The 13,486-nt window shown below is 61.4% G+C and carries 11 protein-coding genes; 6 read left to right on the top strand and 5 right to left on the bottom strand.

Annotated features, from left to right (window positions below; genetic code table 11):
• Window positions 1–6: 6 nt before the first annotated feature.
• The 4 genes from cydD to HF027_RS10990 form a co-directional block, all read right to left on the bottom strand.
• The gene (gene cydD, locus HF027_RS11005) at window positions 7–1,713 is read right to left on the bottom strand and encodes a thiol reductant ABC exporter subunit CydD (protein ID WP_245184707.1); all 1,707 of its coding nucleotides are present in this window, start codon (window positions 1,711–1,713) and stop codon (window positions 7–9) included.
• Window positions 1,697–2,698 (bottom strand): cytochrome d ubiquinol oxidase subunit II, encoded by a 1,002-nt coding sequence (cydB, locus tag HF027_RS11000; RefSeq protein ID WP_168015625.1) that lies wholly within the window; start codon window positions 2,696–2,698, stop codon window positions 1,697–1,699. Before cydB ends, cydD begins: the two co-directional genes overlap by 17 nt.
• Before the next feature lie 3 nt (window positions 2,699–2,701).
• Window positions 2,702–4,117, bottom strand: a complete 1,416-nt coding sequence (locus tag HF027_RS10995; protein ID WP_168015623.1) for a cytochrome ubiquinol oxidase subunit I — start codon at window positions 4,115–4,117, stop codon at window positions 2,702–2,704.
• Window positions 4,118–4,359: 242 nt separating this feature from the next.
• The gene (locus tag HF027_RS10990; RefSeq protein ID WP_168015621.1) at window positions 4,360–5,346 is read right to left on the bottom strand and encodes a calcium/sodium antiporter; all 987 of its coding nucleotides are present in this window, start codon (window positions 5,344–5,346) and stop codon (window positions 4,360–4,362) included.
• 118 nt (window positions 5,347–5,464) lie between these two features.
• Here HF027_RS10990 and HF027_RS10985 point away from each other — a divergent pair, with 118 nt between their 5' ends.
• The 6 genes from HF027_RS10985 (at window position 5,465) to HF027_RS10960 (ending at window position 12,589) form a co-directional block, all read left to right on the top strand.
• Entirely contained in the window at window positions 5,465–6,856 is a 1,392-nt protein-coding gene (locus HF027_RS10985; RefSeq protein ID WP_168015619.1) for a paraquat-inducible protein A, read from the top strand.
• Entirely contained in the window at window positions 6,846–8,510 is a 1,665-nt protein-coding gene (gene pqiB / locus HF027_RS10980; RefSeq protein WP_168015617.1) for an intermembrane transport protein PqiB, read from the top strand. The genes HF027_RS10985 and pqiB overlap by 11 nt, the downstream gene beginning before the upstream one ends.
• 17 nt (window positions 8,511–8,527) lie before the next feature.
• Entirely contained in the window at window positions 8,528–9,133 is a 606-nt protein-coding gene (locus HF027_RS10975) for a PqiC family protein (protein ID WP_168015615.1), read from the top strand.
• Window positions 9,134–9,303: 170 nt separating this feature from the next.
• Entirely contained in the window at window positions 9,304–10,635 is a 1,332-nt protein-coding gene (locus tag HF027_RS10970) for a DEAD/DEAH box helicase (RefSeq protein ID WP_168015613.1), read from the top strand.
• A 61-nt stretch (window positions 10,636–10,696) separates the two neighbouring features.
• Complete coding sequence (locus HF027_RS10965; RefSeq protein WP_168015611.1) at window positions 10,697–11,299, top strand: hypothetical protein; 603 nt, start codon at window positions 10,697–10,699, stop codon at window positions 11,297–11,299.
• 72 nt (window positions 11,300–11,371) lie between these two features.
• Window positions 11,372–12,589 (top strand): MFS transporter, encoded by a 1,218-nt coding sequence (locus HF027_RS10960; protein ID WP_245184687.1) that lies wholly within the window; start codon window positions 11,372–11,374, stop codon window positions 12,587–12,589.
• A gap of 99 nt (window positions 12,590–12,688) precedes the next feature.
• Here the strand turns inward: HF027_RS10960 and HF027_RS10955 are convergent, their stop codons facing one another.
• On the bottom strand, window positions 12,689–13,363 hold the full coding sequence (locus tag HF027_RS10955; RefSeq protein WP_168015609.1) for a glutathione S-transferase family protein: 675 nt from the start codon (window positions 13,361–13,363) through the stop codon (window positions 12,689–12,691).
• Between the last annotated feature and the right edge of the window lie 123 nt (window positions 13,364–13,486).

The following is a 13,486-nucleotide window of genomic DNA, read 5'->3' as shown; positions in this document are numbered from 1 at the left end:
AGCGCCTCATGCGCTGGCCTCCTCGACCACTTGGCCCGCTTCGATGCTGATCACCCGATCAGCTATCGCCATCAGGGCCGGGTGGTGAGTCGCGATCAGTAGTGTTCGCCCCTCCTCGGCGAGGCAGGCAAGGGATGCCGCCACTTCGGCCTCGCTGCCTTCATCCAGGCTTGCAGTGGGTTCATCGAGCAGCACCAGCGGCGCATCACTCAAGAAGATTCGCGCCAGCGCCAGGCGCTGCGCCTGGCCACCGGAAAGTCCGGCCCCGCGCTCTCCCACTGGTGTTTCAAGCCCCTTTGGCAACCGCGCCAACAACTCGGCCAACCCGGCTCGACTGAGCGCCTTCTGCATGGCGTCATCGCTTGCATGTGTATCGGCAAGACGCAGGTTGTCGGCTATCGTGCCTTTGATCACCAGCGGGCGCTGATCCATCCAGGCCGGCCGTACTTCGCCCATGACCTCGACGCGGCCTTGGTCCGGCGCGACAAATCCGGCGATCAGCTGCAACAGGGTCGACTTGCCGGCACCGGAGGGGCCCGCCAGGGCGATCACTTCACCACGTGATACCTCGAGTGACAGCGGCCCCAATACCTGGCCGCGGCCGACATGCTCGACGCAGACCTCGGTTAGCCGCACGGGGGTGTCCACCGAATCGTCACCTTCAGGCTGCGTCTCGACCGACGCGGGTGGTGTTTCATTGAGAATGCCCACCAGCGCCTCGGCAGCCCCGAGAGCCGCGGCACGATCATGGTAATGCTGTGACAGGCTGCGCAGCGGCTGGAAGAACTCTGGCGCCAGCAACAGGATGGTCAGGCCACTGAAAAGCGAAAGCGATGGCGCAGGGCCGTACTCGATGTAGCCTAGTAAGCCAAAGCCCACATAGATGGCGATGACCGCAATGGCCACCGAGGCGAAGAATTCGAGCACTGCGGAAGACAGGAAGGCGATGCGCAACGTCCTCATGCTACGAGCTCGATAGTCATCAGCGGCACCGAACACGTCCTCGGCGGCACTGGCGGTTCTGCCGAAAAGCTGCAGCGTGGTGATGCCTCGCACCCGGTCGAGAAAGTGACCCGAGAGCCGGGTCACGGCGGCAAACTGCGCCTGGTTGAGACGCTGGGCGCCCATGCCGACCAGGGCCATGAACAGCGGAATCAGTGGTGCTGCCAACAGCAGGAACACGGCCGCTAGCCAGTCGAGCCCCAGCACGATGGCAAGGATCACCAACGGCAGTGCCGTGGCCAGACGCAACTGAGGCAGGAAACGGGCGAAATAACCATCCAGCGCCTCGACCTGCTCAACCAGCTGGCTGCCGAGACCCGCAGAATGGCGAGAGGCCAGCTTCACCGGGCCCAGCGCCGCCAGGTGGTCGAGCAACACTGCTCGTGCACGAGAACGAATCGCCAGGCTTGCCGCCTGGGCAGTGGTTTCCTGCCACCATTGCGCCAGGGCACGAAGCACTAGCACCGCCACCAGCGCCACAAAAAAAACGCCAACCGGCGCCTCAGGGGCGCCGGTCAATAGTCGATCAATGATGAATGCCAGCAACAACATCTGCACGATGGTGCAGAGCCCGACCACAAGGCCCGCCAGGGTCGCCAACATCAGCCGACGGCGCTCGCCGTCGGCCAATTCCTTTAGCCATCGTTTGGGGGTGAGAGATGCCTCACGGTCCGCACCTCCGGCCTCCGTGGTGTCAGTGATAGCCTTCACCGGCACGCACCTTGCCGCGGAACACCCAGTAGGACCAGGCGGTATAGGTCAGCACGATCGGAATCACGAACAGCACGCCGAGCAGCAGGAACAGTTGTGATTCCGGTGCCGAAGCCGCATCCCAGATGGTGTGATCCGGCGGCACGATCACCGGCCACTTGCTCGCTATCAAGCCCAGATAGGTGAAGACAAACATGCTAAGCGTCGCCACGAACGGCATTCCTTCACGGCGGAGTTTCACCCAGCGATGGATACCGTAGGCACACGCCATCGCCAGTATCGGCAACAACCAGATCAGCGAGACCTCGCCAAACCAGCGCTCACGTACGCCGCCATCGATGAAAGGGGTCCAGACGCTGATGATCGCGAACACCACCAGCACCGCCGCAAGTAGCCTCGGCGCGATGCGATACGCCCAGTCCTGAACGTGGCCTTCCGACTTCAAGATCAACCAGGTGGCACCGAGCAGGGAATAGCCCGCCATCATGCCCAGCCCCGTCAGTACGGTGAAGGGCGTCAGCCAGTCCAGCGCACCCCCCACATAGACAAAGCCTTCGGTCTCAAAGCCCTGAATATAGGTGCCGACGACGGCACCTTGAGCGAAGGTCGCAACCGCCGAACCCCAGCAGAACGCCCGGTTCCACCAGTGACGGTTGCGCTTCGACTTGAAACGAAACTCGAAGGCCACACCCCGGAAAATCAGCCCGGCCAGCATCAGGAAGACACCGATGTAGAGCGCCGGCAGGAATACCGAATAGACCAGCGGGAAGGCCCCCAACAGGCCCGCGCCACCGAGCACCAGCCAGGTTTCGTTACCGTCCCAGATCGGTGCCACGGAGTTCATCATCACATCACGTGAGTCTTCATCCGGGGCAAAGGGAAAAAGAATGCCGAGGCCCAGATCGAAGCCGTCCATCAGCACATACATGATGACCCCGAAGCCGATGATGCCGGCCCAGATCAATGACAAGTCAAAGGTTTGCATGGCTTAGCTCCTGACCGGATGAGCATCGTCATCGTCGAAGGGAATGTGAGCGGCGGAAAACGGTCGCTTGGCACGCTCAATATCATCGGCCGGAGCTTCCTGTTCTTCGGGCAACATGCCATGGCGTATGACCCGCAGCAGGTAGTAAATACCGGCCCAGAAGACCACGGCGTAGACCGCGATATATCCAATCAGCGTGAATAGCGCCATGCCGCCGGTCAGCGAGGGCGTCAATCCCTCGGCCTGGGTCATCATGCCATACACAAGCCAGGGCGAGCGTCCGGACTCGGTGACGATCCAGCCCGCTAGTACAGCGATGAAGGGGGTGACCGACATGCCGACCAGGACCTTGAGGTAACGCTCGTGGGAATAGACACGACCACCCCGACGCAGCACCAGACCGGTCACGGCCACGGCGATCATGGCAAAGCCCAGCGCGACCATCACCCGGAACGACCAGAACACCAACGCCACGACAGGTTGCTCATCTACCGGAACCTCCTTGAGACCCGGCACGACCCCATCGGCGTGGTGCGTCAGAATCAGGCTGGCGAGACTCGGAATGCCGATCTCGACCAGGTTCTCTTGCGCACCCTTGTCGGGAATCGCGAACAACAGCAGCGGGGCATGTGACTGTGTCTCCCAGTTGCCTTCCATGGCCGCTACCTTGGTCGGCTGATGCTCAAGCGTATTGAGACCATGGAAGTCGCCAACCACCGCCTGGGCCGGCGCCAGTACCAGCAGTAGCCACAGACACATCGACAAAGCCTTCTTGTTGGCGGGTACATCACGACCGCGCAGCAGAAACCAGGCGCTGACGCCCGCCACCACAAACCCACCGGCAAGGAATGACGCCATTCCCATGTGCACGAAGCGATAGCCGAAGGAGGGGTTGAACAAGGCCTCATACCAGGAGGTTACATGGAAGCTTCCATCGATCAGCTCAACGCCTGCCGGGGTCTGCATCCAGCTGTTGGCAGCGAGGATCCAGAATGAAGAAATGAAGGTGCCGACAGCCACCATCAGCGCCGCAAAGAGGTGGACCCCTTGGGGTACCTTGTCCCGACCAAACAGCAGCACGCCCAGGAAACCTGCCTCAAGGAAGAAGGCGGTTACCACCTCATAGCTGAGTACCGGACCCAAGAAGTTGGCCGATGCCTGGGAGAAGTTGCTCCAGTTAGTGCCGAACTGAAAGGACATCACGATACCGGACACCACGCCCATGCCGAACACCACCGCAAACACCTTCGTCCAGAAGGAGGCCAAACGCTCCCAGGCAGGGTTGCCGTTAGCAAAGAAAAGACCATTCAATAGCGCGATGTAAGACGCCAGACCGATCGTGAAAACCGGAAAGATGGCGTGAAAACACACCACGAACGCGAACTGAATGCGCGACAGGATGAGTGGATCAAGCTCCATAAGAGCCTCCTAGACCTTGGATAATGGCAATACCGCTAGTGTGTTCACTGCCATGCATTGCGGTGACGGATAACTCTGCCAATGCTAAGGCAAAATTACCTGCAAAACGTCATGCCAGGTGTGTCGCGATGCCGCACTTCTCCCTGCCAGGCATGTGGTTTTTTGCCGCACACCTCACTCATCTGCAAGAAAAACTGACCAATAGGCTATCCATGCGCGCTCGTCTTTAACGACGAAACAGGTCATGCGCCCCCCTGCACGACCACGCGTATCAGATAGGCGGTATAACCAACAAACAAGGCCAGCAGTAGTCCGCCTTCCAGCCGGTTGATTCGCCCACCTCGGCCCTTGATGCCAATGGCAAAGACGGTCATCGCCAGCGTCATCACTGCCATGACCGGCCAGTCACGTACCATGACCTCACCGCCGACCTGAATGGGCGTGATGATGCCGGCCAGTCCCACTACCCCCAGGGTATTGAAGAGGTTGGAACCCACTACATTGCCAAGCACCAGATCATGCTCGCCACGCCGCAGGGCGCTGAGCGACGAGGCGAGTTCAGGCAACGAGGTGCCTATCGCCACAACGGTCAGGCCGATAATCAGATCGCTGACCCCGAACGCCTCGGCAATATCCACCGCCCCCCAAACGAGCAGACGCGAGCTTGCCACCAGTAACACTAACCCCACCAGTGTCCAAAGGATGCTGACCTTCAATGTCATCGGATGGCTGTCGAGACTGTGGTCAGTTTCACTGGCGAGCGTATCGGAACTGGCTTCGCTCTGGCGTCCCTGCCAGATACTGGCACCGATGAAAGCCGCCAGCGCCAAGAGAAGAATAACCGCCTCGAAAGTATCTATCGTGCCATCGCGAAGCTGCCAGGCCGCCAGGAGTGTCGCGCCACAGAGAATGGGTAGTTCACGACGCAGCACGCCGGACTGCACGGCCAGTGGGGCAATCAGGGCCACCAGACCGAGTATCAGCCCGATGTTGGTAATATTGGAGCCATAGGCGTTGCCCAATGCCAACCCTGGGTTGCCTTGGGAGGCCGCCAGCGCCGATACCATCAATTCCGGCGCCGAGGTGCCAAAGCCGATCACCAGCATGCCGATCAGCAGAGGCGACAGCCCCAGATAGCGAGAGGTCGCCGCCGCCCCGTCAACAAAGCGCTCCGCACTCCAAACCAGCAGCACCAATCCTGCTATGACCGCCAAGATAGGCAAGCCCATATACTGTATCTCCTGTTGCGCATTGAGTTTCTAAGAGGTCGTGGCGGTCGCCGTGACCCAAGGATGAACTGTAGCATCGTCAACCGACAGGATTGTATGTCTTATATCAGCCGTCATAATGGGGGAAAGAAGGAACTTGGCCTTGATCAATACGCGTATCCCAGATAAGCGCTCCCCTGAAGAGGAGGCTCTCCCGGAGACTATTGGCTCACGGCGACGCCTGCGCGCCTGCCATGAGTGCGACTGGCTGGTTCGCCTGCCACCCCTGCACCATGGCCAGAGTGCCGATTGTCCGCGTTGCGGGCATACGCTTTCGACACGCCATTACCGGCCAGCAGAGCGCAGCCTGGCACTCGCCATCGCCTCTCTCCTCGCCTTGATCATGGCCGTGACCCTGCCCTTCGTGAGCTTCCAGGTCAGCGGCATTGGCAATCGTATCGCCCTGACCGAAACAGCCACAACCCTGATAGGCATGCACCAGCCGCTGGTGGCAATTGGGGTCGTGTTGACGACGATCGTGCTGCCGATGGTCTATCTCCTCGGCGTCATCTGGCTGCAGACCGGTCTGCTCAGACGCACCCTGCTTCCGGCCAGCCGCGGCATCGCGAGGGCCTTGTCTCACCTTCACCCCTGGATGATGGCGGACGTTTTCATCATTGGCGCCCTCGTCAGCCTGATCAAGGTAGCCGGCATGGCAGAGGTCTCTCTTGGCCTCGCTTTCTGGGCGTTCTGCTGCTTTGCCTTGCTGTTGTTGCTGACCACCCAATCACTGGACGCTGACTGGATGTGGTTCTCGCTGGCGGGTGAGCCCACCGCTCCGGAAGGCGCTGTCACAGGCGCCAGGGCCTCGCCACAGGGACTGACCGGTTGCCCTACCTGTGGGCTGGTCAATCGCCTGAATGCCGACGGCAATGGTCGTTGCCGACGCTGCAACGAACGGCTACATGACCGCCTGCCGCATAGCCTTCAGCGCACCTGGGCCCTGCTGGTGGCAGCGGCTGTGCTCTACCTGCCCGCCAATATCTATCCCATCATGATCACCACCTCCTTCGGTGATACCGAACCCTCGACCATTATCGGTGGTGTCATCACCCTGTGGCAGCATGGTTCCTACCCGATTGCGGCCATCATCTTTATCGCCAGTGTCGTGGTCCCCGTCAGCAAGCTGATCGCGATGGCCTGGCTGTGCCTGCAGGTGCCTCGCAGCAGCGACCTGCATGGCGTCGCCCGCACCCGCCTGTATCGTGTTACCGAGTTCGTCGGACGCTGGTCGATGGTCGATGTGTTCGTGGTGGCCATTCTGGTAGCCCTGATTCGCGCCGACAACTTGATGTCTATTGCGCCAGGCGCGGCGGCCCTGGCCTTCGGCGCGGTCGTGGTGCTGACCATGCTGGCGGCCATGGCCTTCGACCCGCGGCTGATCTGGGATCCACCTCTCCCCCGCCACAGCCGTTCCAACGATACGTCGCCTTCTTATTCTGATCACAAGGACGTTGCCCATGACCGCTGAGTCTCATGGCCAGGACACGCCGACTACCCGTGCCACCATCAGTCGCCACTCGCGGCTTTCACCGATCTGGATCGTGCCGATCGTCGCGATGCTGATCGGCCTTTGGCTTCTCTATGACGATTACGCAAGCAGCGGCCCGCAGATCACCCTGATCATGAGCAACGCCGAAGGCATCGAAGCCGGTAGCACCCTCATCAAGACCCGTAACGTCGAGATTGGGCGTGTCGAGGAGGTTAGGCTGTCCAACGATCTGAGCCACATCCGCGTGATCGCGAGAATGAGCCCTGACGTAGAGCCCATGCTGGTCGAAGACACCCGTTTCTGGGTCGTCAAGCCGCGTATCGGCCGGGAGGGCATCAGCGGTCTCAACACCGTGTTATCCGGGGCCTACATCCAGCTGCAACCCGGCAACAGTGAAGAGTCGAGCGATAGTTTCGATGTGCTCGAGCAGCCGCCGGTAGCCCCCGCCGATGCCAAGGGCATCCGTGTCAACCTGGTGGGCCAGCTCGGTAATTCCCTGAGTGTCGGCGACCCTGTGACCTACCACGGCTTCACTGTCGGGCGCGTCGAAGAGGCTCGCTTCGACCCCGAGACACGGCGTATGCGCCATCGCGCCTTTATCGAAAAACCCTACGATGTGCTGGTCACCGACAGTACCCGCTTCTGGCCCGCCAGCGGAATCGACTTGAAGCTCGATTCCGAAGGGGTGAGCGTCAACGTCGAGTCTCTGGAAGCCCTGCTCGGCGGTGGCGTGACCTTCGGGGTACCCGAGGATGTTCCGCTTGGCCAACCCGTGAGTGAAGACACCACCTTTACGCTTTACGAAGATGCCGAAAATGCCCGGCAAGGGACCTTCAACCGCTATCTGGAGTATGTCCTGTTGGTCGATGACACCGTCCGCGGTCTTTCAAAGGGCGCCCCGGTGGAATTCCGCGGCGTGCGCGTCGGCACCGTGGCAAGCGTTCCCTGGGAGTTCAGTATCGACCAGCGTTCGCGCCGTGCTGGCTTCGCCATTCCGGTGTTGATCCGCATCGAGCCGCAGCGCCTGGGCGAAAACCTCGAGGACATGGATCTCGAGACCTGGCGGGCACGCTTCGAAGGCTGGTTCGAAAACGGCCTGCGGGCCTCGCTCAAGGCCGGCAATCTGCTGACCGGCGCGCTCTATGTCGATCTCAATTTCCAGCAACCGGCCAGCTCACCGTATCTGGCTAACAGCTATCAAAACCGCCCGGTGTTTCCGACCACCGCAGCGGGCCTTGCCCAGATCGAACAAAAGGTCTCGAGCCTGCTCGACAAGCTCAACGGTCTCGAGGTCGAGCCGGTGCTCGACGGTCTGAACCGCAACCTGGCCGCCTCCCAGGCCACGCTTGAAGAAGTGCAGGAACTGACCGCAAGCGTGAAGGCATTGACCGATAACCCCGACACCCAGAACCTGCCGGGCACGCTTACCGCGACGCTTGAGGACTTAAGGGTCACCTTGAAAGGCATGTCGCCTGGCTCGACGGCCTACGATGAGCTAACCGAGAGCCTCGAGCGCTTTGATGCGCTGATGCGAGACCTGGAACCCGTTGCCAAGACCCTGAGCGAGCAACCCAATGCCTTGATCTTTGATCGCCCTCGCGGCGAAGATCCTCAACCGCGAGCGCCGCGATGAACGTCGAGGAGAGCCCGATGAATGTAATCCGCCCCCTGGCCCTGTTGATGCTGCTGAGCTTGTTTGCCGGCTGTGCCACCAACGCCGCACCAACTCGTCACTATGGTCTGCCAGACGATCAGGTGGCGGCCAGTGAAAGAGACATCAGCGAGACGACCGCCTCTGAGGGCGAACACTTCCTGGTTGTTCGCCCCCTTGATCTGGCAAGCTTTCTCGAACAACCAGGCATCGTGCTGCAGCTCGACGACATCACCTTGAACCCCGCGCGGGACCACCTCTGGGCCGAGGAGCTCGGCCCTATGCTCGAACGGGGTCTGCGTCGCCGTCTCTCACACCGTCTACCGCAGACTCGCGTCATGTCAGAAAACAACCCCGCAGCTCCGCCCAGAGCAATGACCCTGAGACTGGAACTCGCGAGCTTTCAGGGCCGCTATGATGGACAGGCCGTGGCCGCCGGCCAGTGGCAGCTGCGCGATGCCGAAGGCAAGCTGTTGACGCTTGATACCTTCGATGTCGATACACCGCTGGATGCCGATGGCTACCCGGCCTTGGTGCGAGCGCTGGGGCAGAGTTGGGACGAGTTGGCCAGCCGTCTGGCCAAGCGCATCCGCACGTTGCGGTGACCCCCAGGGGGCCATAAAGCTGCGCCCAGCTGATTTTTCTGTCATCATGCGCATCCGCGGCACTTTATGGTCCCTCCTGCCGCGTCTGTCACCGATTTTTCCTCATGTCACCGCCCGGGACTCGCGCCACCTCTTCGGCGAGCGGCGGTAGCGTGTTATCCGGAGTTTGCATGAGCTTTTCCGACCTTGGCCTGCGTAGCGAACTGCTGCGCGCCGTCGAAGAACAAGGCTATACCGTTCCTACCCCCATCCAGCGCCAGGCCATTCCGGCCGTACTCAAGGGGGAGGATCTCCTTGCCAGTGCCCAGACCGGCACCGGCAAGACCGCTGGTTTCACGCTGCCATTGCTGCAGCGTCTCGCCGATGGTCCGCGCCCCAAGGCGCGCCAGATTCGTGCGCTGGTACTCACGCCCACCCGTGAGCTCGCCGCCCAGATCGGTGAAAACGTCACCGGCTATGGCCGCCACCTGAAGCTGACCTCCAAGGTCATCTTCGGCGGCGTCGGCCAACAGCCCCAGGTGGATGCCATCCGCCCGGGCCTCGATATCCTGGTTGCCACACCGGGTCGCCTGCTGGACCTGCATCAGCAGCGCCACATCGACCTGTCCCAGATCGAGACCCTGGTGCTCGATGAAGCCGACCGCATGCTCGACATGGGCTTCATCCACGACATCAAGAAACTGCTGCGGCTGATGCCGGCGAAGCGGCAGAACCTGCTGTTCTCGGCGACCTTCTCCAACGAGATCCAGACCCTCGCCAATCAGCTGCTCGACAAGCCGACCATGATCGAGGTGGCTCGCCGCAACACCACCGCCGAGACTGTCGATCAGGTGATCTACAAGGTTGACCGCGAGAAGAAACGTGAACTGCTGGCCCACCTGATTACCGAGCATCAGTGGTACCAGGTACTGGTCTTTACCCGCACGAAACATGGTGCCAATCGCCTGGCCGAACAGCTGTCCAAGCAGAATATTCCGTCCATGGCGATCCACGGCAACAAGAGTCAGTCCGCGCGCACCAAGGCATTGGCGGCTTTCAAGTCGGGCGACCTGCAAGTGCTGGTGGCTACCGACATCGCCGCTCGCGGTCTGGACATCAGCGAGCTGCCACATGTCGTCAACTTCGAACTGCCCAACGTGGCCGAGGATTACGTCCACCGCATCGGCCGCACCGGCCGGGCCGGCAGCGAGGGCCAGGCCGTGTCATTGGTCTGCGTCGACGAGCACGGCTTGCTCAAGGGCATCGAGCGGCTGATCAAGCGTGATCTCGAGAAGCGCATTGAACCGGGCTTCGAGCCAGACCCCAATGCCAAACCGGAGCCGATCGAGAACGGTCGCGGTAAAAGCGGCGGCCGCGGCGGTAACGGTCGCAATGGCGGTGGAAATACGAGCGGCAACGGCCGTGGAGGCAACGGCCAGCGTCGCCAGGGCGACACCTCGTCGCGCCAGGGTGACGATGCTCGCGCCCCTCGCCGCCGCGCTAAACGCCCCCAGCAGGCCTGATCGCTGCAGGCGCTTGAGCCCGCAGCGTGCCTCGCAAGGTGAGTCCTTAAGGGCAACCCCGATGTCGCCGCTGGCGACATCGTTTCGACAAGACGACGCAAGGATGCGTTTTAGCATAAAAATGAGAAGGAATCTCATGTTTAACTGGATGGATCGTCGATTCCCTTCGGTCTGGGCCATCAAGCAGCTTGATGCCAACGTGTTACACCTTTGCGGTCGCGGCGAAGCCACTGGCCCGGGTAGCGCCCGAAAACGCCGAAAGGAACTCGCCGAGGACCGTTATCAGGGGCCCATTCGCCTCGAACATTCTGGCATGGATCTGCATGCCGGCCTGTTCGAGGCCCTGGTTCTCATCGACGATCTCGTGTGGCTCGATGAGTGCCATGTTCGCTGGAAAGATCAGCGGTGGTGCGTTGCTTGGGTTCCACAACGCTGCTGGACGTATCAAGGGCCCCTGACCCTTGAGGCGTCGATGGGCTCTGGTGAGCATTTCACCAGTACCGAAGATGTCAGCGCCATCCGCGCGAAAGCCAGCGCCCCGGCCTCCCCCGTCCCCTCAAGCCACTGGTGGGACCTTGCTGCCCTTGGCGACGAGCAGCGCCGCTTCGATTACACCTCGCCCCCAGATTTGCATCGACTCAGCGCAAACACTCAAAAACGCTGAAGCATTCTCGTTCAGACCCTATTTGAACCGTCGGCGAGAGAGGTCAAAACAAGGCAAGAGCCGATAACCGTCATGCCCAACACTCTCCATAACCGCTCATCGCTGCTGGGTTTTCTGCTACTGATGATGCTGGTCGGCATTAACTTGCGCCCGGCTCTGTCATCACTTGCGCCTGTGCTTGCCCGTATCCAGGCGGACACCGGACTTTCGCCTACCAGCATCGGGGCCCTGACCACCCTGCCCGTCATCTGCCTGGGACTTTTTGCTCCGTTAGCGCCTTGGCTTGCCAAGCGTGTCGGTCCCGAGCGCGCCCTGTCTCTGGCATTGCTGATGCTTGCGATAGCGCTCGCACTGAGAGCCTTCGATGCTATCGGACTGTTGTTTCTGGGTACCCTGCTGGCAGGTGGCGCGATTGGTATCGCCGGAAGCCTGTTACCCGCCTTGGTCAAGCGTGAGCTGCCCAAGGGCGCGGACCTGATGACGGGTGTCTACACCATGGCGCTATGCCTGGGTGGCGGGCTTGGGGCCGGTGTCAGTGTTCCGCTGGCCAATGCCCTGGGCAGCTGGCGCCTGGCGCTGGGCAGCTGGGCGCTGATAGCCGTCTTGGCACTGATTGGCTGGCGATGGCGCATGCCGCACCCCTGGCCGGCAGACAACGGCCTCGCCACCCCCATGCCCAAGGCCCGGCTGCTGAAAAGCCCTCTGGCTTGGCAGGTCACGCTGCTGATGGGCTCGATGTCATCGCTTGCCTATATCGTCTTCGGCTGGCTACCTGTGTTGCTCCAGCGTAGGGGACTGGGTGAAGAGGAGGCCGGCTGGTTGCTGGCCATGTCAGTAATGTTTCAACTCGTCTCGGCCCTCGCCGCCCCCTGGCTGGCCCGCCTCAGCCGCGACCAGCGTCCCGCCCTGCTTCTGATGCTTCTACTCAATGGAGCCGGCATGATGGTGCTGTTGCTGGGCCCGCTCGAGTACCGGTGGCCCGGTGTAGTCTTGCTGGGTCTGGGCCAGGGGGGCTGTTTCAGCATCGCACTGACGCTAATGGTGCTGCGCAGCGGCAACTCGCGTCTTGCCGGTAAACTGTCCGGCATGGCTCAGGGCATTGGCTACTGCCTGGCAGCGATGGGTCCCTTGGGTATCGGTATCATGCTGGATCGTGGCGCCACCCTGCCCGAGGTCTGCCTGATGCTGGGCGCCATCCTGATGCTTGCGGTGATTTTCACCCTGTTCGCCGGGCGAAATCGTCGCCTTGACTTCAATGAGGCCGGCCAGCTAACGATCCAGCATTACTGAAGGTGTCATTCCATTCAGGACGGGGCACCCGCAACAGCAAAGGCCGCCGAGCATGCTTGGCGGCCTTTTTCATGATCACAACAGACCAATAACGCGACACTACCCTGCCATCGAAAACTCACCGCCCTGCTCCACTGCCCGCTGATACGCCGGGCGCTTGCGCATGCGCGCCAGCAAGTCAGTCAGCCGGGGGTAGGCCGCGAGCCGGCCCTGCCCCTCCAGGGCCAGCAGCGGAAAACTCATCTGGATATCGGCGCCGCTGAAAGCCTCCCCTGCCAGCCAGGCATGTTCACCACAGGCGTCTTCCCAGAAAGAAAGCAGGTCCTGGATCTGCGGGTCGAGAAACTTGGCCTTCACCCCGCTGGCTAGAAGCCGCGCGATGGGACGAATCAAGGCCGGCACCGGCGGCTTGTCGAGGCGCGAAAACACCAGGGACATCACCAACGGCGGCATCGCCGAGCCCTCGGCATGGTGCAACCAGAAGCGGTAGCGCCGACGCTCTGCGGTACCGGCAGCGGGCAGCAACTGGCCGCCGTCGAATTTCTCGAGCAGATACTCGATGATCGCCCCGGATTCGGCTACCACGTCGTCGCTTTCAGTATCGACGATCACCGGCGACTTGCCCAGCGGATGAACCTGCTTGAGCGATGCCGGGGCCAGCATGGTCTTGGGATCACGTCGATAGGTAATCACCTTGTAGGCGACGGAAAGCTCCTCAAGCAACCAGATCACTCGCTGGGAGCGAGAGTTCTCCAGGTGGTGCACTTCGATCATCGTTGCCTCCTGACAGGCGAATAGGCGTCATTGCAGATATGCTCGATTTCGAACGTGGCGCGTCAAACAACCGTTCCAGAAGCCTACCAGCTCCTGCCAAGGTCGTCTTTCAGTCTCTGGTCC

Source organism: Halomonas salinarum (assembly GCF_012062845.1).
GTDB lineage: Bacteria > Pseudomonadota > Gammaproteobacteria > Pseudomonadales > Halomonadaceae > Onishia > Onishia salinarum.
This window is presented reverse-complemented; position numbering and strand designations above follow the sequence as displayed.

Bases quoted from the DNA above. Each gene is read 5' to 3' on its own strand.
- cydB (WP_168015625.1), bottom strand. From the start codon at position 2,698: ATGCAAACCTTTGACTTGTCATTGATCTGGGCCGGCATCATCGGCTTC.
- HF027_RS10995 (WP_168015623.1), bottom strand. From the start codon at position 4,117: ATGGAGCTTGATCCACTCATCCTGTCGCGCATTCAGTTCGCGTTCGTG.
- HF027_RS10990 (WP_168015621.1), bottom strand. From the start codon at position 5,346: ATGGGCTTGCCTATCTTGGCGGTCATAGCAGGATTGGTGCTGCTGGTT.
- HF027_RS10985 (WP_168015619.1), top strand. From the start codon at position 5,465: ATGGGGGAAAGAAGGAACTTGGCCTTGATCAATACGCGTATCCCAGAT.
- pqiB (WP_168015617.1), top strand. From the start codon at position 6,846: ATGACCGCTGAGTCTCATGGCCAGGACACGCCGACTACCCGTGCCACC.
- HF027_RS10975 (WP_168015615.1), top strand. From the start codon at position 8,528: ATGAATGTAATCCGCCCCCTGGCCCTGTTGATGCTGCTGAGCTTGTTT.
- HF027_RS10970 (WP_168015613.1), top strand. From the start codon at position 9,304: ATGAGCTTTTCCGACCTTGGCCTGCGTAGCGAACTGCTGCGCGCCGTC.
- HF027_RS10965 (WP_168015611.1), top strand. From the start codon at position 10,697: ATGTCGCCGCTGGCGACATCGTTTCGACAAGACGACGCAAGGATGCGT.
- HF027_RS10960 (WP_245184687.1), top strand. From the start codon at position 11,372: ATGCCCAACACTCTCCATAACCGCTCATCGCTGCTGGGTTTTCTGCTA.
- HF027_RS10955 (WP_168015609.1), bottom strand. From the start codon at position 13,363: ATGATCGAAGTGCACCACCTGGAGAACTCTCGCTCCCAGCGAGTGATC.